This window comes from Streptomyces sp. NPDC104367, assembly GCF_055583825.1.
On sequence record NZ_JBVJND010000013.1, the window covers coordinates 142,922 to 166,053 of the forward strand.

Sequence of the window (23,132 nt, forward strand, 5' to 3'; positions counted from 1 at the left end):
TCAGCCCGCCTCCGTGGCCTTCAGGCTCCACACCACGTACTCGACGAGGCGGCCCACGGTGAGCCCGATGATCTCGTCGAACTCCATCCCGGCCAGGAACTCGGCGAAGTTGACCCGCTTGCCGTACCGCTCCTCCAGGAGCCCGGCGAGGGTCACGAGGTCGATGCTCTCCAGCTCCAGGTCGCGGTTGAAGGTGGTGCCCATGCCGATCACGGCGTCGTCGTCGCCGTACTCCTCCAGGAGGGTGCGGAGCATCCGGGTGAGGTCGGCGAGGACCGCCTCCTCGTCGGCGCGGACTTCGGGTTCGGTGGGGTTCATAGCGGGTCCTCCTGTGCTGCTTCGGCTGCCGGTCCGGTCGTCCAGGCCACGACGTAGTCGCGGTCCGGCAGTGCGGGGGGATTGCGGACCGGCGCGCAGCGCACCGGGTAGGCGCGTTCCAGCCGGCCCGAGACCAGCAGCCGGCTGCCGTCCGGGGCGGCCTCCAGGACGGTGAAGTCCCTCGGCCGGCCGCCGAATCCGGTGCCCTCGGCCTTGGCGACGGCCTCCTTGGCGGCCCAGAACCGGGTGAACCACAGGGCCCGGGAGCCGTCCGTCGAGAGGCGTTCCATGAGCCGGAGTTCGGCCGCGCCGAGCGCGGCGGCCAGGGCGGCCGGGTCGCGTTCGGTGACCTCCTCGATGTCGATGCCCGGGCCGGGACCGGAGGTGTGCGGCCTCACGATCGCCACCGCCGCCTCGGCCCGGTGGGCGAGGGAGACGTCCAGCGCGGGCAGCGTGCGGCCGTGCACGCCGGTCACGTAGGGGCGGCCCGCGTCGTCGTTGCGGACGCGGAGCTCGGCCGGGAAGACCGGGCCCTCGCCGTGCCGCCAGAGCCACTGCCGGACGGCGTCCTTGGCCGCGATCCGGCCGAGCAGCCACTGCCGGCGGCCGCGCGGCGCGTGCTCGGCGTAGCGCGTGCGCTCGGCCCCGCCCAGCGAGTTGCGCATGATCAGCTCGCGGGAGGCCAGGTCCGGCCAGCGTTCGTGGAGCAGCACCCAGCCGCCGGGGCGGACCTCGGAGAGGGTGTTGCGGTCGGGGAAGCGCTCGACGGGCCGGGTCTGCGGGTCGTTGTCGAAGCGGCGGTCCTGCCAGCCGCCGATCCGGGCCCAGAGCCGGTCGCCGACGGTGAGCTCCACGTCCGCCTCCAGGACGGTGTCGGTGAGCGAGGTGATCCGCACCAGGCAGCCGACCTCGGTGCCGGCGGCCGGGTGCGGGCCGTGGAACCGCATCTCCCTCATCTGCACCGGGAAGACGACGGTCCGCTCGGTGCGGGTGGCCATGATCCAGTAGCCGAGGATCTGGCCGACGTTGTCGAGCAGGGCGCCGGGTGCGGCGGGCGTGGTGATCACCCCGCGCACGTGCCGGTCGCCGATCCCGGTGAGTTCCGTGACGCCCTGGTAGGCCGGGCCGTGGAACATCCAGCGTTCGCCGTAGAGCTGGGCGGCGGTGTGGTCGGGGACGCGTTCCGGGACCGGGGGGCGGGAGCGTCCGGCCGGCGGCGCGGCGTGCCCTGGGGCGAGTTCGACGACCGCGCGGGCGGTGGGGCCGAAGGCGACGGAGACCCGGCCGGGGTCCTCGGGGGTGACGGTGACCGGGACGTCCACGGCGGGTGCGGCGGTGAGCCAGCGGTCGAAGCGGGCGCCGTGCACGGCCACCGCGCGCAGCCCGGTGGCCGCCTGGGCCGCGTCCATCATGTGCTGGACGATCGTGGTGGCGGGGACCACCGGCCAGCGGTCCTCGATGTCCGGCCAGCCGGGACGCTGCGGGTAGAAGCAGTGGTCGAGGAGGTGGGGCATGGTGTCCGGGGAGACCCGGACGGTGGTGGTGCGGGAGGCAGGGACGGCGGCGGACAGCGCCCGCGGGGCGGTGGGGGCGGGAGCGGGGTGGGAGGCCGGTGCGGGTGGGGGCGTGGCGGGCGGGGACATGGCGGGCGGGGACATGCCGGATGAGGCCGGTGGTGGCGAGGGCGGGGCGGGCGGGGGCGCGGGGTCCAGGGTCGTGGCGGGTGACGGCGGGGCCTTCAGGGCCGTGGTGGGCGAGGGCGGGGCTGCGGCGTTCAGGGCCATGGCGGGTGAGGGGGCGGCGTTCAAAGCCGTAGCCGGCGAGGGGGCGGCGTTCAAGGCCGTGGTCGGCGAGGGCGGGGCGTCCAGGGTCGTGGCGGGTGAGGGGTTGGGGGGCGGGCGGAGCGCGGTGAGGACGGCGACGGCCGAGTCGGCGGTGTCGCGCAGGAGCGCGCTGAGTTCGGCGGCGGCCGGGATCCGTGCGGCGAGGTCGTCGAGCCGCGCCGGGCCCGTGGCCGCGGGCCCGGATCCGGTGGTGGCCGTGCCGGTGCTGGTGCCGACGCCAATGCCGACGCCGCTGTCGATGCCGGTGCCGCTGTCGATGCCGGGGACGGGGCCTGGGGGCGGCGTGCTGCCGCTCAGTTCGCTTCTCAGCGCGGCGAGGGTCGGGCCCTCCAGTGAGACCAGGGCGCCGCCCAGGTCCAGCCGTACGGGTGGGCGGTGCCGTCCGTTGCGCCCGGTGACGGCCGGGGCGGCCTCGCCCGGCACCGCGGCCGCCACCCGCGCACCCGCCGTCCACAGCGCGGTCGCCACGCGCCGGAGCTGGGCGAGGCCGGAGCGGTGCGGGGAGTTGGCGGCGACCGCGAGGTGGTCGCGGCCACCGAGGACGTCGTCGATGAGCGAGGCGAGCCGGCCGGGGCCGGTCTGTACGAAGGTACGGTGCCCGGCGGCGTACAGGGCCTCGATCAGCTGCCGGAAGCGGACGGGCTCCAGCAGGTGGCGGACGAACAGCTCCCGCACCTCGGCCTCGGCCTCGGGGAACGGCGCCGCGGTGGTGCCGGACCAGACGGGGACGGCCGGCCGGTGCAGCCGGAAGCGCTCGGCGGCCTCCTTGATGGGGGTGAGGTACGGCTCCAGCATCGGTGTGTGGAACCCGGACCGGAACGGCAGCACCTGGCACAGCACGCCGTCGGCACGGAAGGCGCGGACGAGGTCGGCCACGGCCCGGTCGGGTCCGCAGACCATCGACTGGCCGGGCGCGTTGTCGTGGGAGAGCACGATCCCGGCGTCCGGCCAGTCGTCGCGCAGCGCGGCGAGGACCCGGTCGGCGGAGGCGCCCATCGCCGCGAAGACGAGGCCGGGGACGGTGACCGTGTCGGGGTCGAACCCGGCCATGAAGGCGTCCACCTGCTCGTCCGAGTAGATCCCGGCGGCGGCCATGGCCGTCCACTCGCCGACGCTGTGTCCGGCGACCGCGTCCGGGACGACGCCCATCCGGCGCAGTGCCGTGTCGAGCAGCCGCCCCACGCCGACGACACCGAACCCATGACGGCCTACGTCACCGACCCGCACGTCCCGGGCGGGTCCCGCGGTGACGGTGGGGAGGCCGAAATGCGTGGCGATGTCGTCGACGCGGGGAGTGAACTCGCCTTCCAGACCGGGGAAGACGAAGGCCAGCCTGCCGCCGTCGGCGAGCAGGGAGGTGGGCCGGAACCAGACGTCGTTGCGGCCCTGCCAGGCCCGGCCCCGGGCGACGGCGCGGCGGGCGAGGGCGAGCCGTTTGGCGGTCGGGTCGACGATGCCGAGGCGGGCCGGACCGGCCTGCGGGTGCGGGTGCCCGGGGTCCAGACCGGCGACGAGGAGCGCCGAGTCGTCGGCGGCGAGGGCGGCGTCGAGCCGCTGCGGGGTGCGGGCGGCGAGCAGGAGGACGCGCTCGGGCTCGGTGACGTGGGCGCGCACGGGGCGGGCGGTGCCGCGGGGCGCCTCCTCCAGCACCACGTGGGCGTTGATCCCGCCGAACCCGAAGGCGTTCACCCCGGCCCGGCGCACCGGCTGCCCGGGGGAGGTCTCCCAGGGCCGGGCCCGGTCGAGGGTGCGAAAGCGGGTGGCGGCGAGCGCCGGGTGCGGGTCGTCGCAGTGCAGGGTGGGCAGCAGGGTGGCGTGGTGGAGCGCGAGGGCCGCCTTGACCAGCCCGGCGACTCCGGCGGCCGGCATGGTGTGGCCGATCATCGACTTCACCGAGCCGAGCACCGCACGTTCGTCGGCGGTGCCGAACACCTCGGCCAGCGTGATGAGTTCGGCCGCGTCACCGGCCGGGGTCGCGGTGCCGTGCGCCTCCAGGAGCCCGACCGAGTGCGGTGCGGCGGGATCGAGCCCGGCGGCCCGCCAGGCCTGCCGCACGGCGTGGGTCTGGCCGCCCGGGTCGGGGTTGACGAGCCCGGCGGTACGGCCGTCGCTGGCCACGCCGGTGCCCCGGATCACGGCGTAGACGCGGTCGCCGTCGCGCTCGGCGTCCGCGAGCCGCTTCAGTACGACGACTCCGGTGCCCTCGCCGATGAGGATGCCGTCGGCCTCGCGGTGGAAGGGGCGGATGCGCTGGCTCGGGGAGAGCGCGCGCAGCTGGGAGAACACGCTCCACAGGGTGATGTCGTGGCAGTGGTGCACTCCCCCGGCGAGCATCATGTCGCAGCGTCCGGAGCCGAGTTCGGTGACCGCCTGGTCGACGGCGACCAGCGAGGAGGCGCAGGCCGCGTCCACGGTGTAGGCGGGGCCGCGCAGGTCGAGGCGGTTGGCGATCCGGGAGGCGGCGAGGTTGGGCACCAGGCCGATCGCGGACTCGGGGCTGGCCGGACCGAGCCGCTCGGTGAACGCCTCGCGGACCCGGGCCAGTTGGCCGGGGCTGAGGTCCGGCACCAGTTCGCCCAGCGTCCGCACCAGCTGGCCCGCGGTCCGCACCCGCTGGTCGAGCCGGACCAGGCCGGGGGTCAGATAGCCGCCCCGGCCCAGGACGACCCCGATCCGGTGCCGGTCGGGCAGCCGGTCCGCGCCGCCCGCGTCGGCGATCGCGGCGGCTGCCACGTCCAGGGCGATGAGCTGGTCGGGCTCGGTGCCGTCGACGGAGGACGGCATGATGCCGTAGCGGGTCACCTCGACCTCGGCGAGGCCGTCCACGAAGCCGCCGCGCCGGCAGTACACCTGGTCGGGGACGGCGGGTCCGGCCGCCGAGCCGGGCCGGTAGTAGTCCGCGTCCCAGCGGCCGTCGGGGACCTCGCCGATCGCGTCCACGCCGTCGCGCAGGTTCCTCCAGTAGGCGTCGAGGCCGGCGGCGCCGGGCAGCAGCACCGCCATGCCCACGATCGCGACCGGAGTGCGGCGGTCGTCGCTCATGTCACCAGCCCGAGGCGGTGTAGACGACGGCACGGGCGGACTCCTCGCCCCAGGCCAGTTCGCGCAGCAGGGCGGCGGTGCCCTCGTCGGGGTCGATCAGCCGGACCCCGCGCCGCGCGTACTCGCGCCCGAGTTCCGCGCTGACCATGCCGGTGTGACCGCCGGTCGGCGCCCACGGACCCCAGTGCACGGTCAGCGCGCGGTTGCCGGTGCGCTCCGCCCAGGCGGCGCCGAGGCTCTCCAGCGCGTCGTTGGCGGCGGCGTAGTCGGCCTGCCCGCGGTTGCCGAGGACGGCGGAGATGCTGCCGAACAGCACCGCGAAGCCGGGTCCGGCCGGGAGTTCCTCCAGTGCGGCGAGCAGGGTGGCGGCGCCGGCCGTCTTCGTCCCGTAGACCCGCCGGAAGGACTCCGGGGTCTTCTCGGCGATCAGCCGGTCCTCGATCACCCCGGCCGCGAAGACGACCCCGTCCAGGCGGCCGTGGTCGGCGTGGATCTCCTTGACGGCCTGGAGTGCCGCGTCCCGGTCGCGGAAGTCGACGGCGTGGTAGCGGGCCTCGCTGCCGAGCGCGGCGAGTTCGCCGAGGGTGGCGGTGATCTCCCGCTGGGCGAGGATCAGTTCGGCCGCGCGGCCCACCTCGGCGGGCCGGGCCCCGCCCCTGGCGGCGAGCGCCGCGCGGAGTTCGGCCGGGGTGCGGGCGGCGGCGGTGTCCGGGGCCTCGGGGCCGATGGGCGCGGGCGTCCGGCCGAGCAGTTCGATCCGGCAGCGGCAGGCGCCGGCGAGGGTGGCGGCGAACTTCGCGGTGATGCCCCGGGCCCCGCCGACCAGCAGCACCACGGAGTCCCGGTCCAGGCCGAGCGCGGCGGCCTCGGCGGCCCCCTCCCCGGCCGGTCCGGCGCCCGAGGTGCCGAGGATCCCGAGGGGTACCTCCACCGGTTCCAGGCCGTGCCGCCCGGTCCCGGTCCGCAGCACGACGGGGGCCGGCCGCGGCGCCAGCACCTCGGCGAGCAGCGCGTCGGCGACGGCGGGCGGTGCGGTGTCGGTCAGGGCCACGGACCGGGCGACGGTGTCCGGGTACTCGCGGGCGACGGTGCGGAACAGCCCGTGGAGTCCGGCGGAGCGGGCCGCGTCCTGCCCCTCGGCGGGCCGGGCGGCGAGCAGCCAGCGCGGGCCGCGCGCCAGGGCCGCCCGCAGCACGGGGAAGGCGTCCGGCAGCACGGGCGTGTCGGTACCGGGCAGCGCGCCCAGGTACAGCACCCCGTCCACCGTGCCGTCCGCCTCCGTGAGCAGATGCCCGGCCCCGAGGGCCACGGACTCGGCGCCGTGCGCGGCGAGCCGGGCCGCGATCTCGTCGGCGGCACCGCCGCCGTCACCGAGCAGCACGAACCGCCGCCCGCCCAGCGCGTCGGCGGGATCGCCCACGGCGTCGGGCCCCGCGAGTGCGACGAGCCGCACCTCGTACCGCTTCGGTGCCTCGCCCGCGGGGATCTCCTCGGCCGCGGGGATCTTCTCGGCCGCGCCGGGACGGGGGGCCGCCGACGGGGCGGCCGCGGCGACCGGCTCCGGTGTGCCGGCCGTCCCGTCGTCGGCGGCGGCGTCAGCGTCGGAGCCGGCGTCGGGCGCCTGCCTCGGGCCGCCCGGGCCGGTGTCCGGGCCGGTGTCCGGGCCCGGTTCCTCCGTGCCGACCCTGGCCGTCAGCCAGTTGGTCACCGCGGCGGCCGTCCGCGCCTTGGCCAGTTCCTCCAGCTCGCTGTCGTCCAGGGTCTCGGCCCCGCCCGCGATCCCGAGCCGCTTGGCCAGTTCCCCGGCGATCTCGGCCCGTTTGATGGAGTCGATGCTGAGGTCGGCCTCCAGGTCGAGGTCGGGCTCGATCATGTCGACGGGGTAGCCGGTCCGTTCGCTGATGATCTCCAGGACGACCAGCGCGACATCGGTCTCCGGTTCCTCGGCCGCCGCGGGGACCTCGGGCTCCGACCGCGGTACGACGGCTGCGGCGACCGGCAGCGACTGCGGCTGCGCCTGTGGCTGTGGCTGTGGCTGCGGGGCCTCCGGTGCGGCGGGTACCGCGCCCGGGGCCGCCCCGAAGTAGGTGAGCAGCACATCGCGCTGGGCCGCGATCATCTCCCGGCTGGTGCGCAGGTATTCGGAGATCAGCGCGTCCCGGTCGGCCGGGGCGCCGTGCGGCTGGTTCGTGGTCACGGTCGTCGTCTCCACGACTCGTCGGGCCGGTGCGAGGGCACCGGGCAGGAGGTCTCCGGTGGCGGTGCGCACGAGCTGTCCGTCGACCGTCCAGCCCGGCCGCTTCGGCGCCGGGCTGCGGACCGCGTCGACGGCGTCGCGGCCGCGCAGCAGCCAGGCGGTGCGCACGGGCAGCCCCGCGGTGGCGAGCCGGGCGAACGCGTCGAGCCAGCCGGGCAGTCCGGCGCCGGCGCGGGGTTCGCAGGCGACGGTGGTGTGCGGGCGATCGCCGAGGATCTGCCCGACGAGCCGGGTGAGGACCGTCCCGGGCCCGGCCTCCACGAAGACGCGGGCCCCGGCCTCGTACATCGCCTCGACCTGGGCGGCGAAGGCGACGGGCGAGCCGATCTGGGCGGCGAGTCCGGCGCGTACGGCGTCGGCGTCCTGCGGGTAGGGGGCCGCGGTGCGGTTGGACCAGACGGGGAACTCGGGTGCTCGTACGGTCCGTTGCGCGAGGACCTCGGCGAACCGCTCACCCGCGCCGGCCACGACCGGGCTGTGGAAGGCGCAGGCCACCGGGATGCGTTGGGCGCCGAGGCCCGCCTCGCGCAACAGCCTTACGGCTTCGGTGACTTCTTCGGTCGGGCCGGAGATGACCGTCTGCCGGGGCGAGTTGTGGTTGGCGAGGACCACCGAGGCCGGTGCTCCGGCCGTGCGCAGGGCGCGCTCGACGTCGTCGGCCCCGGCGGAGACGGCTGCCATGGTGCCGGGCTCGTCGCCCGCGGCGGCCAGGATGGCGGCCGCCCGTTCGGCGCTCAGGTCCAGGAGGGTCTCGGGGGTGAGGGCGCCGGCCGCGCCGAGGGCGACGAGTTCGCCGTAGCTGTGCCCGGCGGCCATGTCGGGGCGGACGCCGGCCGCCGTCAGGAGGGCGTGGGCGGCGAGGCCGGTGATGCCGAGGGCGGGCTGGGCGGCCCGGGTGTCGGTGAGGGCGGCCCGGCGGCGCTCGCGTGCGGCGTCGTCGAAGGCGGTGGGCGGGTAGAGGGCGTCGGCGTGGGTCCGGCCGAGCTGGAGGTAGTGCTGGAGCTCGGGGAAGGCGATGAGGACGTCGGCGAACATGCCGGGGCGCTGACTGCCCTGGCCGGGAAAGAGGAAGGCGACCTTGGCGTCCCCGCCCCGCGCCCCGCCCCCGACACCGTCCCTTGCCCCGTCGGCGCCCCGTGCACCGACACCGTCCCGTACCCCGTCGGCGCCCCGTACCCCGTCGGCGCCCCTTGCCCCGACGCCTTCCCGTGTCCCGTCGGTGAGGTGGATCCCGGCCGCGGGGTCGTGTTCCCCGGCGAGGACCCGGCGCAACTGCCCGGCCAGTCCGGCCACGTCGGCGGCGACCACGGCGGCCCGCACCGGCTCGTGCGAGGCGTCCGCGCGGCGGGCGGCGGCGAGCGCCAGGTCGCGCAGCCGCCAGGTGCCGGACCCGGCCGCCCGGACGATCTCCTCGACGCCCCGGTGCGCGGCCTTCTCGTCCCGCCCCCGGAACAGGAACAGTTCGGCGGGCCAGGCGTCCAGCCCCTGCTCGGGCGGGACCGGGCTGTCGTAGGCGCCGAGCACCACGTGGAAGTTGGTGCCGCCGAAGCCGAACGCGCTGACCCCGGCGACCCGTTCGGCGGGCGGGGCGGCCCACGGCCGGGCCTCGGTGTGGAAGGCGAACGGGCTGTCGTCCTCCCGCCAGGCCGGGTTGGGGTGGTCGACGTGGAGGGTGGGCGGTTTGACGCCGGTGTGCAGGGCGAGCGTGGTCTTGATCAGGCCCGCGAGTCCGGCGGCGCACTTGGTGTGCCCGATCTGGGACTTGACCGAGCCGAGCGCGCAGCCGCCGTTCGCCGCGCCGGCCTCGGTGAACACCTTGCTGAGGATGGTGAGTTCGGTGCGGTCACCGACGACGGTCCCGGTGCCGTGCGCCTCGACCAGGCCCACCCGGGCCGGGGAGATCCCGGCGTTGCGGTACGCGCGCAGCAGCGCGGCGCGCTGTCCCTCGGGGCGGGGCGCGGTCAGGCCCAGGGAGCGGCCGTCGCTGGAGGATCCGAGTCCCTTGATAACGCCGTAGACGCGGTCGCCGTCGCGTTCGGCGTCGGAGAGCCGCTTGAGGACGACGCAGGCGACGCCCTCGCCGAGCGCGATGCCGTCGGCGGAGCCGTCGAAGGCGCGGGAGCGGCCGGTCGGGGACAGGGCGTGCACGGAGGAGAAGAGGACGTAGTCGTTGATGCCGTTGTGCAGGTCGGCGCCGCCGCACAGGACGACGTCGCTGGTGCCGGCGGTGAGTTCCTTGCAGGCGACGTCGACGGCGGCGAGGGAGGAGGCGCAGGCGGCGTCGACGGTGTAGTTGGCGCCGCCCAGGTCGAGGCGGTTGGCGATGCGCCCCGAGATGACGTTGGCCAGCATGCCCGGGAAGGAGTCCTCGGTGAGCCCGGGCAACTGGTCCGTCAGGCCCTCGGGCACCCTGCCGTAGTAGGAGGGCAGTACGGCGCGCAGGGTGGCCGCGTTGGAGAGGTCGCTGCCGGCCTCGGCGCCGAAGACGACGGAGGTGCGCGAGCGGTCGAACTCCCGCCCCCGCGCGCCGTATCCGGCGTCTTCGAGGGCGCGCCGGGCGGCCTCCAGGGAGAGCAGCTGGACGGGCTCGATGTGGCCGAGGGAGGCGGGCGGGATGCCGTAGCCCAGGGCGTCGAAGGGGATGGGCGGCAGGAAGCCGCCCCACTTGGAGGTGGTGTGGCCGTCGGCGTGGTGGACGGCCGGGTCCCAGCGTTCGGGCGGGACCTCGGTGACCGCGTCGTGTCCGGCGACCACGTTGGCCCAGAAGGTGGCGAGGTCGGGGGCGTGCGGGAACATGCAGGCCATGCCGACGATCGCGATGTCCAGCGGGGCGGGTGCGGCGGGTTCCGCGCGCCGCGGCGGGCCGGGGCGGCGGGCGAGCAGGTCGGCGGCGCCGTCGGTCACGGCGTGGTGCAGGGCGGCGACGGTGGTGGTGGCCGAGCGCAGCACGGCGACCTCACCGGCCATGAACATCCCGTCGTTGAGCTGGCGTGCCTCGTCGACGGGTGCCGGCCGGCCGCTGTCGGGGTCCCGGTCGACGCCCTTGCTGGCGATGCGCAGCCGGCCGATGTTGAGCCGCTCCAGCTCCTCCCAGAGCCGCCGGTCCGGTATCCCGTTCGCCCGCAACTCGGCTTCGCGCCTGTGGTAGTTGAGGGTGAAGGGGCTGGGTACGCAGCGGGTGGCGTGGCCGGGGGCGGTCTCCAGCAGGGCGGTCGAGCTCGCCGCTCGGACCTGGCGCTGGAAGAGGGGCCGGATGGCGCCGCGGTCCACGGCCTCCTCGGTGAAGAGGTAGGCGGTGCCCATGAGGAGGCCGACGGCCGCGCCCCGGGCGGTGAGCGGGGCGGCGAGCGCGGCGACCATGGCCGCGGAGCGTTCGTCGTGGACGCCGCCGGCGAAGAACACCTCCAGGCCCTCGGTGTCCGGGAAGTCCTCCAGCACCGCGAGCTGGGCCTCCCAGAGCGGGAAGCTGGCGCGCGGTCCGACGTGGCCGCCGCACTCGGAGCCCTCGAACACGAACTTGCGGGCGCCGGCCTCCAGGAACTGGCGCAGCAGCCCGGGTGAGGGCACGTGCAGGAAGGTGCTGATCCCGGCCCGCTCCAGCGCCTCGGCCTGCGCGGGGCGGCCGCCCGCGATGACGGCGTGGCTGGGCCGCAGCTCCCGTACGGCGTCGAGCTGGGCGGTCCTGAGTTCCTCGGGGGCGAAGCCGAGGACGCCGACGCCCCAGGGGCGGCCGTCGAGCGCCGCCCTGGCCTCGGTCAGCATCTGCCGGGTGCGGTCGCCGTCGGCGAGGGCCAGTGCGAGGAAGGGCAGCGCGCCGTCGGCGGCGACGGCCTCCGCGAAGTCCGCCCGGTCGCTCACCCGGGTCATCGGCCCCTGGGCGACGGGGAGTCGGGTGCCGAGGGCCCGGCTCATGGCGGAGGTGCCGGGGCGCAGCGCCTCGGCGGCACCGGTGGTCTCCCGGACGGCGGCCGTCAACTCCCGCACGGTCCGCCGTACATCGCCCCAGCGTTCGGCGAACCGGGCGGCGAGGAAGCCGTCCTGGCCCAGCGGCAGGAGCCGGTCGCGCGGGTCCTCGGCGCCGAGGAGGGCGGCGACCGCGGCGGGGTCGTCGGCGGGCGGGCGCGGGGTGTCCGGGCCGCGGCGGTGCAGTACGCGGTGGCCGGCGACGACGACCGTCTCGGAGCCGTCCAGGGAGCGGAGGGCGGCGGCCGTGGCCTCGGGCAGGCGGGACTCGGCGAGCAGGGCCAGCTGGCTGTCCAGGACGACCCCGGCCGCGCCGCCGGCCACCGCGGCGGCGGCCGTGCGCGGTCCGATGCCGCCGCAGGCCCAGACCGGCAGGTCCGGCCCGTCGGCGCCGAGGAGTTGCTGGAGCAGGACGAAGGTGCTCAGCTCGCCGACGCGGCCGCCGCTCTCGGCACCCCGGGCGATCAGCCCGTGCGCGCCGGCCGCGGCCGCCGCCCGCGCCTGGGCCAGGTCGGTCACCTCGGCCAGCACCCGGCAGTGCGGGGCGAGTCGGGAGGCGGGCCAGGGGGCGTCGGCGGCCAGCACCACCGTGTCGGGCAGCGGGCCGAAGTCCTCCGGGGTGAGCGCGCAGCCGGCGGCGACCCGCACCCCGTACGGTCCGGGCGCGGCCCGTTTCAGCCGGGCCAGCGCCTCCCGGGTTCTTCGGTCACCGCGCCCCAGGTCGAGGACGCCGAGTCCGCCGGCGGCGCAGACCGCCGTGGCGAGCCTGGCGTCCGGTTCTCCGAAAGGCGTGATGCAGATGATCAGGTCGACGGCGCGCACAGGAGACGTCATGATGCTCCGAATAATCGGGAGGACAGCACGGTGGGGGGTGTGCGGCGGAAATCTCCGGGTGAGGCCACCGGAAACTAGCGAGTTGATTACTCACGGGTCAATAACGTCACGGCCTTCTCATGGCCCAGGGCATCGATTCGGCCAGTCGAGGAAATTCACCGCAAATGCCGAAAGTCCGAGCAATCCAACGCGGTCCGGTGGCCGTTGCACCCGCGGAACACGGGCACCACACCGCCACAACCCCGTCAAAGCGCCTGGGGCATTCACCCGCTACTCACCCGTGCGCAACGCGGGGTGCGGCCGCGCCCAGCTCTGTAAATTCCCGATGACTTGGATCCGCTGGCTCGAACGCGGCACACCGGAATCCCGCCGCGCGCTTTCCTGCACCAACTCCGAGCCAAGCCTGACAAAAACCTGTCGCCAACTGTATTACTTCAAATGAAACACACAGTGGGAAAAATTCTCGTAAACCCTTGAAACAAACGGCGGGAGATCCTGACTCCGGGCAGGCCCGCGCGCTGGACCACTTCCGCGGGGTGCGGACCGGCGCGGAGGAATTCAGTTGCGCAGCGGGTCGGTGTGCACACGTCCTTCCTGGTAGGGAGAGGTTCCCTGAACCGGGTGGTGGGGTCAGCCGGTGACGCCACCGTCGGCGACGAGGTCGTGGCCGACGACGAAGCTCGACTCGTCGGACGCCGGCCACGGCACCGCGTTGACGATCTCGTCCGTGGTCGCGACGCGGGCGATCGGAACCGTCGCGGCCAGGCGGGCCGCGCGATCGGCGTCGGTCTCCCCGGGGCGCAGCGACATCCTGGTGCCCGGGTGCCCTGGTGCCCTGGTGCCCGGCCCACCCATATCAACGATCTGGAGAAGGCACGGTCAGGAGTCGGCAAGAGCGCTGATCGGAGGGCCACTTCGCGGGGAGGCGCTCCGGCTCCGACCCGAACTACCGGAGCAGAACGCCCACTTCGTCCTCCGCGTGCGTCGCGGTGTCCGGCGCGGAGCCGAGGACGTCATCGGCCGTTCCGGTGAGGGCGTGCACGGGCCCGCCGGGTGCGGGCGACGTCACCGGGACGGGCCGGTGGGCCGTTCCGGCCTGCGCGACCCGGGTGCGGTGGGACTCCCGAGGTCCACGCGTGCTCTCCTCCGGCTCCGACTCCGGCTCCGGCTCCGGCTCCGGCTCCGGCTCCGGGGAGGAGGCGGGCACGGAGGTCGCCTTCCCGCCCTCCTCCTCCGGTCCGGGCGACGCGGGGTGCGTGGCCCGCGGGAGCGCCGCGCCGTCGGCCGCGTCCAGCTCCCATCGCTGCTCCGCGGAGTGGTCCCGCCGGGCCGGCGCCACGTGCGCGGCGTCCGCGACGAGCGCGAGGTGCCGGTCCCAGCGCGACAGGATCTCGCCGCCCGCCGCCAGGTCGTACGACACCTCCCCCGCGTGCACCAGGCAGCCGTCGAGCAGGACGGCGCGCGTGCCGGGGTCGGCGGTGAGGCAGAGAGCCGGGTCGAGCGCGCTGCGGAGCATGCCGTCACCGTGGTACGACCACTGCTGCGAACCGGCGCCGGAGCACGTGCCGAGCCGCAGTTCCGCGCCGGTGCGCGGGCCGCCCCCGTGCACCTCCAGGCAGCGCCCGGCGCGGAGGCTGCGCAGCGTTCCGCGGGCGATCCCGACCGGCTCGCCGGCGGAGGCCGGGGACGGGGAGGCGCCGGAGGCGGGCGGGTCCACCCGGGGGCCGGGGCGGGCGGTGCCGTCGCCGGGGGCTCCCCAGCTGGTGGTGCCGGGGTGCGGAACGCCGTTGTCGTCGGACCAGCTCCTGGCCGCCAGCACGGTGGCGAGCAGGAGCAGGGTGACCAGGCCGGCACCGGCCAGCAGGACCTTACGGCGCCTGCCGTCGGAGACTGTGCGACGCCTGCCGTCGGAGACTGTGCGACGCCTGCCGTCGGAGGCCGGGTGACGCCTGCCGTCAAAGACGCTGCGGCGTCTTCCGGCGGAGGCGGTGCCGTGCTGTCCGCCGGAGGCCGCGGCGCCCTCGGGTTCGGAGCCGGACGGCCAGGCCCGGACGGCGCCGCGGCCGGGCCGCGAGCCGAGGTAGCGGCGGGCGCCCCAGCCGAGCACGGTCTCGGCGAGCAGCACCTCCAGGCCGCCGTCGAAGTGACCGAGCTGCTCGGCGGCGTGCCGGCAGTGGCGGCACGCCGTCAGATGGCTTCGGACGTCGGGCAGCAGCCGGCCGCCCCGGCGCATGGGGACGTCGAGGAGACGGTTGTAGAAGCGGCATTCCTTCGAGGGCGCGAGTTCCCTGTGGGCACGCACCAGACCGGACCGGAATTGTTCACGGGCCTGGTCGAGGGCGGCACTCGCGGTTCCCTCGTCGACCCCCAACAGACCAGCAGGTATGTTTATGGGTTCGGCTTCGACCTCGATGTGCCAGAGCAGGCATTGCGAGGCACCGGGAAGGGACTGGAATGCGCGCTCGGCGAGTTGCCTCCTTTCCGGTGTGCCGGATCCTGCGGCACTGAGCCCGCGTCCGCCGGCGGTTTTGCGCAGTTCCGGTACGACGACGGAAATCGCTTCGTCGGCGGCCCACGCGCGGACCGTATCCCTTACGGCCACGAGCAGCTGCGGGCGGAGCGCGCCGCCGAACGCCCCGCGGGCCTGCCGGCCGAGGACCCGTTCGAAGGCGGCGGAGGCGACCAGCTGCGCGGCGGGGGTCCCGGCGGCGAGGCAGACGACGGCGTACTCGCAGGTGGCGCGCCAGTGCCGGGCGAGCAGCAGGGCGACCGCGTGGTGCCTGGCCGCGGGGGCCGCGGTGAGCTGGGCGAGGAGGTCCCGGTCGGACTCCCCCGGTGTCGCACCGGGGCGGGGCGGGTACGGCGGTCGTGGGGGGTAAGGGGATTGCACGGAACCATTTCCTCCCGGCCCGCAGGACGGCATGCGAAATGGCGCCCTGTGGAATGCAGTGCCTGATTGGTGCGTACCTTTTCGAGCCCATAACGGCCGACTGCGCAGCCCTACCGGCCCGAGGACCCTCCCGCGGAGAGGCTCACCTTCGCACACGCGCCTCACAGGGAACAAGAAGTTCGGGTGACCGAAGTTCAGAGTCCTGGGAATTCAGAAAAGTTACTGCCGGTATCCACAGCTGGATTGCATTCAGCGGGCGCACAGGTTCAACTTGTGAGCACGGCGGACCGGATGTCACACGAAATCTTCAACTCCCGGACGGCCGCGGGCACGACCACCGCGGGCGCACAAGCCGGAACGATGCGTTCCACAGCCGTCTCCCATGTTTCTCCCGGCCCGCTCTCATCCCCGTGGGCGAGCATGTGGGGCATGATCGCCCCCCACTCCACATCCGCCCCCACGTCCCCCAGGCCGGTGCGCAAGGCCGTCGTCCCGGCCGCCGGGCTCGGTACCCGGTTCCTGCCCGCCACCAAGGCGACGCCGAAGGAGATGCTGCCGGTCGTCGACAAGCCGGCCATCCAGTACGTCGTCGAGGAGGCCGCCAAGGCCGGGCTCGACGACATCCTGATGGTCACCGGCCGGCACAAGCGGGCCATCGAGGACCACTTCGACAACGCCTTCGAGCTGGAGCAGGCGCTGGCCGCCAAGGGCGACACCGTGCGGCTGGACGCCGTACGCGATCCCGCGCGGCTCGCCGACATCCACCACATCCGCCAGGGCGACCCGCTCGGCCTCGGCCACGCGGTGCTGTGCGCCAAGCACCACGTGGGCGACCAGCCCTTCGCGGTGCTCCTCGGCGACGACCTGATCGACGCCCGGGAGACCCTGCTCAGCCGGATGCTGGAGGTCCGGGACCGCTTCGAGGGCAGCGTCGTCGCGCTCATGGAGGTCGACCCGTCGCAGGTGCACCTGTACGGCTGCGCCGCCGTCGAGCGGACCGGCGAGGACGGGGTGGTCCGGGTGACCGGGCTGGTGGAGAAGCCCGACCCGGAGAACGCGCCGAGCAACTACGCGGTCATCGGCCGCTACGTCCTCGACCCGCAGGTGTTCGAGGTGCTGGAGCGGACCGCGCCCGGCCGGGGCGGCGAGATCCAGCTCACCGACGCGCTCCAGGAGCTGGCCGCGGGCGGCACGGTGCACGGTGTGGTCTTCGACGGACTGCGCTACGACACCGGCGACAAGGGCGACTACCTGCGCACAGTGGTCCGGCTCGCCTGCGAACGCCCCGACCTGGGGCCTGAGTTCACCAGGTGGCTCAAGGGGTTCGTGGCCGGCCTGGAGGAGGACGGGGCCGGGCGGACCGAGAGCCGCGCCGCCTGAACGGCCCCCGCGAGGGACGGGGCGAGGGTCCGGCGGCCCTCGCCCCGCCCGCCGTCTCCGCACGGCGAACGGCGAACGGCGAACGGCGAACGGCGAACGGCGAACGGCGAACGCTGGGCGGCAGACGCCGGGCGGACGAACGACTGACGCCGGACGAACGACTGACGGCTGACGACTGACGCCGGACGAACGGCTGACGGCTGACGGCTGACGGCTGACGAGTGGGGCTCGACAGCCTGGCGGGACACGGCCGCCGGCCGGGACTCGACAGTCGGACAGGGCTCGGCCGCCGGGTGGGACGCGGCAGTCGGACGGGCCTTGGCCGTCGTTCGAGCCTTGGCCGTCGTTCGGGTGGTCAGCCGTTGGGGCGCAGGGTCCAGACGACGGTCATCTCGCCCGTGACGGCGCCGTCCGCGCGCGTGATGGCGACGGCGACCGGGAACTCGGGGCGCAGGCCCGCGTCGAGTTCGGCGACGACGTCGGCGGCCGGGCGCCCCAGGGTCGCGGTGGCCGTGACCGGACCGAGGGCGACCTTCTTGTAGGCGATCTCCGCGCTGACGGCGAGCGGCACGGCCCGGGAGAGCTGGTCGCCGAAGGCGGCGAGGACGATCGCGCCGCTCGCGGACTCGGCGAGGGTGAACATCGCGCCGGCGTGCGGGCCGCCGATGTGGTTGTGGAAGTCGCCCTGGTCCGGCAGGGACAGCACGGCCCGCTCCGGAGTGGTCTCCAGGTACTCCAGGTTGAGGGTCCGCACCATCGGGACGGTGGCGGCGAGCATCTCGCCGATCGACATCTGGTCAGTGCTCATGACGGGCATGTTACTCACGGGTAGCAGAGCCTGGCCAGAGCGGTGCGATGATCATTGTTATCGTGACGCCCCATGTGGCCAGGGGAACAGCCGCCGTCGGGCGGGCAGAACGCACCGAACAACCCTTACCAGCAGCCGGGTTATCACCAGCCGAACCCGTACCTCGCGGAGCCGCCGCAGCAGCCCCGGCCCCCGGCGGGCGGCGGCCGCACGAAGGCGGTCGCGCTCACCGCCTCGGCCGCCGTGGTGGTGGCGGCCGGCGTGACCGGCTATCTGATGCTCGGCGGCAAGGACGATCCCGCTCCCGCCCCGACCACCTCCCCCACCGCGTCGGCCGGCGCCTCGGCGTCCACCGCGCCGCGCACGGACGGCGGCCCGCGGACGACGGTCGCGGGCTGGAAGGTGGTGGCGAACCCGGACACCGGGATCGCCTTCGACGTACCGCCCCAGTGGGCCCCGCAGTCCACGGGCTGGGTCACCTACGCCGTCCGGGACGGTGACGAGGACGACATCCTGATCGCCATGAAGGCGCCGGCCGTCCTGGAGGAGAAGTGGTGCGGCTCGGACACCGACCGGGACGGCACGGTCGACTACGTCCCGCTCGCCGACACCGGCTCGCGCCGGAACAACGGCGCGAAGAGCCCGCAGCAGATCGCCCGCAACGACTCGGCGCAGTGGGTCTTCGGCCTCTACGCCCAGCCCGACCTGAAGAAGATCGACATCGGCACCGTCACCTCGTACACCACCGCCTCCGGCATCACCGGCAGCATGGCCACCTCGCAGTCGTCCGGGGTGACCAGGAAGAGCAAGTGCGACACCGACGGCAAGGCCACCACCTTCGCCTTCAAGGACCCGGACGGCGACCTGGTGTCCTGGTCGTTCGTCGGGGTGAAGGGCGTCGCGGACGAGGTCCCGGACACCACGGTCCGCAAGATCCTTTCGACGGTACGGCTCTACGACGTCCCGTCCGGCTGACGTATCGGTACGTCCCCGCCGAGGACCGGTGACCGAACCGTGTCCTGGACAGGACTAGGGTTACGAGCCATGTGGCCAGAACAGCAGCCGCCAGGGGGCGAGCAGTACCCGCAGAACAACCCGTATCAGCAACCGGGTTACCAGCAGCCGAATCCGTACCAGCAACCCGGCTACCAGCAGTACCCGCAGCCGGGCGGGCACGGGCAGCAGCCGCAGTGGGGTCCGCCGGGACCGGCGGGCGCACCGCAGGGCGGCGGGGGCGGCGGCAACCGCACGAAGCTGGTCGCGGTCATCGCGGCCACGGCCGTCGTGGTGGCCGCCGGGGTGACCGGTTACCTGGTGCTCGGCGGCAAGAAGGACGACACGGCGGACAGCGGGAAGGACCAGCGGTCCACCCAGTCGCCGTCCGCCTCGCCGACCGTCTCCCCGTCCGCCTCGACGGACGACGGCACCCGTGGTGACGACGACACCGTGCAGCCGACGATCGCGGGCTGGAAGGCCGTCGTGAACCCCAAGTGGGGCACCGCCTTCGACGTCCCGGCCGACTGGGAGGTCCTGACCACGGGCACCTCCATCGGCTTCGAGGACAAGAAGGGCAAGCCGATCATCACGATGTCGGCGCCCGCCCAGTACAAGTCGAAGTGGTGCACCAGCGACGACGACAAGGACGGCAACACCTCGGACACGGCCCTGGCCGCGGTGGGCACCAAGGGCGAGAGCGGTGCGACGAGCGCGGGCGACGCGGCCGTCAGGGAGGTCCCCTGGTGGGTGTACGGCGGGTACACCTATCCGGACAAGAAGAGCCTCACCTGGGACAAGAAGGCCACCGACTACACGACCAAGTCCGGTATCAAGGGCGCCTACGCCTGGGCGAGTTCGAAGAACAACCCCACCACGGGCAAGTGCGTGACCGACGGCAAGGCGATCACGTTCGGCTTCAAGAACTCGGCCGGTGACTTCGTGTCGTGGGACTTCTACGGTGCGACGGGCGTGACCGGCGAGGTCCCCACCGCGACGATCATGAAGATCCTGAGCACGGTCCGGCTGCACGGCACCCCGACCGGAAGCTGAGCAGGTCAGGGGGCCGGAAGCGCACCGATCGGTTTGGCAAGCCGGCCCCCCGCCGGGGATAGTCGGGCGGTGACCTCCGCCTCCGACTCCCCCGGCACCCCCGCCCGCCCGCGCGTCCCCGCCTGGGCGGACCGCAACTACGGCCTGCTGACCGCGGCGGCAATCGTGACGAGCCTGGGCGCCAACGGCTCCCTGATCGCCGCCGCGTTCGCGGTCCTGGGCGCGGGCGGCGACGCCGGGGACGTCGGCCTGGTGGCCGCCGCCCGCACCCTCCCGCTGGTCCTCTTCCTGCTCATCGGCGGCGCGGTGGCGGACCGTTTCCCCCGCCACCGGGTGATGGTCGCCGCCAACGCCCTCAACTTCCTCTCCCAGGGCGCCTTCGCGCTGCTGGTGCTGGCCGGTGAGCCCCGCCTCTGGCAGATGATGCTGCTCACCGCCCTGGGCGGCACCGGACAGGCGTTCTTCAGCCCGGCGGCGGAGGGCATGCTCCTGTCCACGGTCAGCGGCGAACAGGCGGGCCGCGCGTTCGCCGTGTTCCGGATGGCGATGCAGGGCGCGGCCCTGGGCGGCGCGGCGCTCGGCGGCGCGCTGGTGGCGGCGGTCGGCCCCGGCTGGGTCCTGGCGGTGGACGCGGCGGCCTTCGCGGTCGCCGGTACGCTCCGCTCCTTCCTGGACGTGGGCCACATCCCGCCGCGCGCTCCGGGCGCCGGGATGCTGGCGGATCTGCGGGACGGCTGGCGGGAGGTCACCGGACGCCCCTGGCTGTGGGGCGTCGTCCTTCAGTTCTCGATCGCGAACGCAGTGCTGGGCGCCGCCGACGCGGTCTACGGCCCGCTGGTCGCCCGCGACAGCCTCGGCGGGCCGGGCCCCTGGGGCCTCGCCCTGGCCGCGTTCGGCGCGGGCACGGTGGCCGGCGCCCTGCTGATGACCCGCTGGAAGCCCCGCCGCCTGCTGTTCGTCGGCACCCTGTGCATCTTCCCGCTGGCGCTGCCCTCCGCGGCCCTCGCGGTCCCCGTCCCGGTGGGCGTCCTGTACGCCGTGATGTTCGTCGCCGGCACGACGGTCGAGGTCTTCGGCGTCTCCTGGATGACCGCGCTGCACCAGGAGATCCCCGAGGAGAAGCTCTCCCGGGTCTCCGCCTACGACTGGTTCGGCTCCCTCTCGCTGCTGCCCGCGGCGACCGCGCTGGCCGGGCCCGCCGAGGACGCCTTCGGCCGGGGGCCGGCCCTGTGGGGCTGCGCCTGCGTGATCGCCGGGGTCACGGCCGCGGTGCTCCTCGTCCCGGACGTCCGCAACCTCACCCGGCGTTCGGTGCCGGTCGCCGCCCGCAGCGAATCACCCGATACCGAACGCTCCGCCGGGGGGCTCGGGTGACGGCACGGCGTCCGCGTCCTCGACCGGTCGGGCCGCACCGACGAACTCCCGCAGCGACGGGCCGTGTTCGACCCGGGCCGGAAACGCGTCGGCGGCCGTGCGCCGGGCCAGGACGCCCGCGTCGACCGGCCGGTGGGAGGCGACGAGCACCGCGTTCCCGAACCGCCGTCCGCGCAGCACCCCGGGCTCGGCGATGACCATGAGCTCCTCGAACACGACGGCGAACGTGGCGAGTTGGGAGCGCAGGAAGCCGTAGGGCGCGGAGTCCGCGAGGTTCGCCAGGTAGACCCCGTCACCGCGCAGCACCCGCCCGGCCTCGCGCGCGTAACCCAGCGAGGTCAGATGGGCGGGGATCCGGGACCCCCCGAAGACATCGGCGACGATCACGTCGGCCGAGTCCGCGGGCGCCTCCTCCAGCCAGCCGCGCGCGTCGGCGGCGTGCAGCGCGATCCCGGCGCCGTCCGGCAGCGGCAGATGCTCGGTCACCAGCTCCAGCAGCCCCCCGTCAGCGTCCACGACGTCCTGCCGGGAGCCGGGCCGGGTCGCCGCCACGTACCGGGGCAGCGTCAGCGCGCCGCCGCCGAGGTGCAGGACGTCGAGCGGCTCCCCGGCCGCCGCCACCGCGTCCAGCACGTACCCGAGCCGGCGCGCGTACTCGAACTCCAGATACGTCGGCTCGTCGAGATCGACGTACGACTGAGGAGCCCCGTCCACGGTCAGCAGCCAGGCCCGCTCCCGGTCGACGTCGGGCATCAGCTTGGCGGTGCCGTGCTCGGTGACACGGACGACGGGTATGGAATCGTTCACTTCTCCATTGTGGGGTGCGCCCGTTGCCCGACGCGCGGAGCCGCCCGAGCGGCGCGGGGAACCGCGGACCGGCCGGCGCCGGTCCGCGGTTCCCCGTTCACCCCGGTCTCACTCCACGGCGGTCACCGTGCCCGCCCCGACCGTGCGGCCGCCCTCGCGGATCGCGAAGCCGAGCCCCGGCTCCAGCGGCACCTCCCGCCCGAGCTCCACGGTCATCTCCACCGTGTCCCCGGGCCGGGCGAGCGCCGTCCCGCCGAGGTCGACGTCCCCGACCACGTCCGCCGTACGGATGTAGAACTGCGGCCGGTACCCGGTCGCGACCGGAGTCGTACGGCCGCCCTCGCGCCCCGACAGGACGTACACCCGCGCGGAGAACCGGCGGGCCGGGACCACGCTGCCCGGCGCCACGACCACGTGCCCCCGGCGCACCGCGTCCCGCGGCACCCCGCGCAGCAGCAGCGCCACGTTGTCCCCGGCCTGCGCCTCGTCCATCGGCTTCCCGAAGGTCTCAAGTCCGGTGACGACGGTCTCGGTCCGCGCGCCGAGGACCTCGACCCGGTCCCCGACCCGCACGGTCCCCCGCTCCACCGCGCCGGTCACGACCGTGCCGCGCCCGGTGATGGTCAGCACGTTCTCCACCGGCAGCAGGAACGGCGCGTCCAGGTACCGCTCCGGCATCGGCACGTAGGTGTCCACCGCGTCGAGCAGCGCCTCCACGGACGCCGTCCACCGCGGGTCGCCCTCCAGCGCCCTGAGTCCGGAGACCCGTACGACGGGTACGGAGTCGCCGCCGTAGCCGTGCGCGCTGAGCAGCTCGCGGACCTCCAGCTCGACGAGTTCGACCAGCTCCTCGTCGGCGGAGTCCGCCTTGTTCAGCGCCACCACCACGTGGTCGACGCCCACCTGCCGCGCGAGCAGCACGTGTTCCGCGGTCTGCGGCATGATCCCGTCGAGCGCGGACACGACGAGGATCGCCCCGTCCAGCTGCGCCGCGCCGGTGACCATGTTCTTGACGTAGTCGGCGTGACCCGGCATGTCCACGTGCGCGTAGTGCCGGGTGTCGGTCTCGTACTCGACGTGCGCGATGTTGATCGTGATGCCGCGGGCGGCCTCCTCGGGGGCCCGGTCGATGCGGTCGAACGGCACGAAGGTGCCGGTGCCGCGCTCGGCGAGGACCTTGGTGATGGCGGCGGTCAGGGTGGTCTTGCCGTGGTCGACATGGCCCATCGTGCCGATGTTGAGATGCGGTTTGGTGCGGACGTACGCCGTCTTGGGCATGGCTGTACCTCGAAGCGTGTACTGCGGTGGTACGCCTCGTCAGGGCGAGACGCTGGGACCCCGGTGACCTGGCCGACCCTCCCCCTGCGGGGTCCGCCGGACGATCCGGAGAGGGTCAGCTTCGGGCGCCGTCGACAGCGGCCGTGAACACGGGGACGGCAGCCTTCGGCGCACCCGCGACTGCGGGTGCTGCGACGAGGAAGGCGAACCGGAACATGACACAGATCATGACCGACCCGTCTCCCCGCGTCGAACGGTTTTCCACGCCGCCGGTTCGGCCGATGGACGGCG

General features: G+C 74.6%; 12 protein-coding genes. 4 read left to right on the forward strand and 8 right to left on the reverse strand.

Annotation, left to right across the window (positions count from 1 at the left end):
• The 5 genes from ACZ619_RS21135 to ACZ619_RS21155 all read right to left on the reverse strand — a co-directional run bounded on the left by ACZ619_RS21135 (position 1) and on the right by ACZ619_RS21155 (position 15,148).
• Positions 1 to 318: an acyl carrier protein gene (locus ACZ619_RS21135; protein WP_469600977.1), complete on the reverse strand. Its 318-nt coding sequence runs from the start codon at positions 316 to 318 to the stop codon at positions 1 to 3.
• On the reverse strand, positions 315 to 5,204 hold the full coding sequence (locus ACZ619_RS21140) for a type I polyketide synthase (protein ID WP_469600979.1): 4,890 nt from the start codon (positions 5,202 to 5,204) through the stop codon (positions 315 to 317). Before ACZ619_RS21140 ends, ACZ619_RS21135 begins: the two co-directional genes overlap by 4 nt.
• A gap of 1 nt (position 5,205) precedes the next feature.
• Positions 5,206 to 12,258 (reverse strand): SDR family oxidoreductase, encoded by a 7,053-nt coding sequence (locus ACZ619_RS21145; RefSeq protein WP_469600981.1) that lies wholly within the window; start codon positions 12,256 to 12,258, stop codon positions 5,206 to 5,208.
• Between the two features lie 630 nt (positions 12,259 to 12,888).
• Entirely contained in the window at positions 12,889 to 13,068 is a 180-nt protein-coding gene (locus tag ACZ619_RS21150; RefSeq protein ID WP_469600983.1) for an SDR family oxidoreductase, read from the reverse strand.
• 136 nt (positions 13,069 to 13,204) lie between these two features.
• A complete protein-coding gene (locus ACZ619_RS21155; protein ID WP_469600986.1) occupies positions 13,205 to 15,148 on the reverse strand; it encodes an RICIN domain-containing protein in 1,944 nt (647 codons plus the stop codon).
• 429 nt (positions 15,149 to 15,577) lie between these two features.
• Here ACZ619_RS21155 and galU point away from each other — a divergent pair, with 429 nt between their 5' ends.
• Positions 15,578 to 16,528: a UTP--glucose-1-phosphate uridylyltransferase GalU gene (galU, locus tag ACZ619_RS21160; protein ID WP_469600988.1), complete on the forward strand. Its 951-nt coding sequence runs from the start codon at positions 15,578 to 15,580 to the stop codon at positions 16,526 to 16,528.
• Positions 16,529 to 16,883: 355 nt separating this feature from the next.
• Here galU and ACZ619_RS21165 read toward each other — a convergent pair whose 3' ends face one another.
• Entirely contained in the window at positions 16,884 to 17,321 is a 438-nt protein-coding gene (locus ACZ619_RS21165) for a DUF4442 domain-containing protein (RefSeq protein WP_469601241.1), read from the reverse strand.
• Positions 17,322 to 17,408: 87 nt separating this feature from the next.
• On the opposite strand from ACZ619_RS21165, the gene ACZ619_RS21170 reads away from it, so the two are divergent.
• The 3 genes from ACZ619_RS21170 to ACZ619_RS21180 all read left to right on the forward strand — a co-directional run bounded on the left by ACZ619_RS21170 (position 17,409) and on the right by ACZ619_RS21180 (position 20,756).
• A complete protein-coding gene (locus ACZ619_RS21170) occupies positions 17,409 to 18,311 on the forward strand; it encodes a DUF8017 domain-containing protein (RefSeq protein WP_469600991.1) in 903 nt (300 codons plus the stop codon).
• A 69-nt stretch (positions 18,312 to 18,380) separates the two neighbouring features.
• Positions 18,381 to 19,382, forward strand: coding sequence for a DUF8017 domain-containing protein (locus tag ACZ619_RS21175; protein WP_469600994.1), 1,002 nt, complete (start codon positions 18,381 to 18,383; stop codon positions 19,380 to 19,382).
• 69 nt (positions 19,383 to 19,451) lie between these two features.
• On the forward strand, positions 19,452 to 20,756 hold the full coding sequence (locus ACZ619_RS21180; RefSeq protein ID WP_469600996.1) for an MFS transporter: 1,305 nt from the start codon (positions 19,452 to 19,454) through the stop codon (positions 20,754 to 20,756).
• On the opposite strand, the gene ACZ619_RS21185 is transcribed toward ACZ619_RS21180, so the two are convergent.
• Complete coding sequence (locus tag ACZ619_RS21185; protein ID WP_469600998.1) at positions 20,718 to 21,563, reverse strand: spermidine synthase; 846 nt, start codon at positions 21,561 to 21,563, stop codon at positions 20,718 to 20,720. The genes ACZ619_RS21180 and ACZ619_RS21185 overlap by 39 nt on opposite strands.
• A gap of 108 nt (positions 21,564 to 21,671) precedes the next feature.
• Positions 21,672 to 22,841, reverse strand: a complete 1,170-nt coding sequence (gene tuf / locus ACZ619_RS21190) for an elongation factor Tu (RefSeq protein WP_469601000.1) — start codon at positions 22,839 to 22,841, stop codon at positions 21,672 to 21,674.
• Between the last annotated feature and the right edge of the window lie 291 nt (positions 22,842 to 23,132).

Excerpts from the sequence above, each read along its gene's own strand:
- ACZ619_RS21135 (WP_469600977.1), bottom strand. The coding sequence starts at position 318 with ATGAACCCCACCGAACCCGAAGTCCGCGCCGACGAGGAGGCGGTCCTC.
- ACZ619_RS21140 (WP_469600979.1), bottom strand. The coding sequence starts at position 5,204 with ATGAGCGACGACCGCCGCACTCCGGTCGCGATCGTGGGCATGGCGGTG.
- ACZ619_RS21145 (WP_469600981.1), bottom strand. The coding sequence starts at position 12,258 with ATGACGTCTCCTGTGCGCGCCGTCGACCTGATCATCTGCATCACGCCT.
- ACZ619_RS21150 (WP_469600983.1), bottom strand. The coding sequence starts at position 13,068 with ATGTCGCTGCGCCCCGGGGAGACCGACGCCGATCGCGCGGCCCGCCTG.
- galU (WP_469600988.1), top strand. The coding sequence starts at position 15,578 with ATGATCGCCCCCCACTCCACATCCGCCCCCACGTCCCCCAGGCCGGTG.
- ACZ619_RS21165 (WP_469601241.1), bottom strand. The coding sequence starts at position 17,321 with ATGTCGATCGGCGAGATGCTCGCCGCCACCGTCCCGATGGTGCGGACC.
- ACZ619_RS21170 (WP_469600991.1), top strand. The coding sequence starts at position 17,409 with ATGTGGCCAGGGGAACAGCCGCCGTCGGGCGGGCAGAACGCACCGAAC.
- ACZ619_RS21175 (WP_469600994.1), top strand. The coding sequence starts at position 18,381 with ATGTGGCCAGAACAGCAGCCGCCAGGGGGCGAGCAGTACCCGCAGAAC.
- tuf (WP_469601000.1), bottom strand. The coding sequence starts at position 22,841 with ATGCCCAAGACGGCGTACGTCCGCACCAAACCGCATCTCAACATCGGC.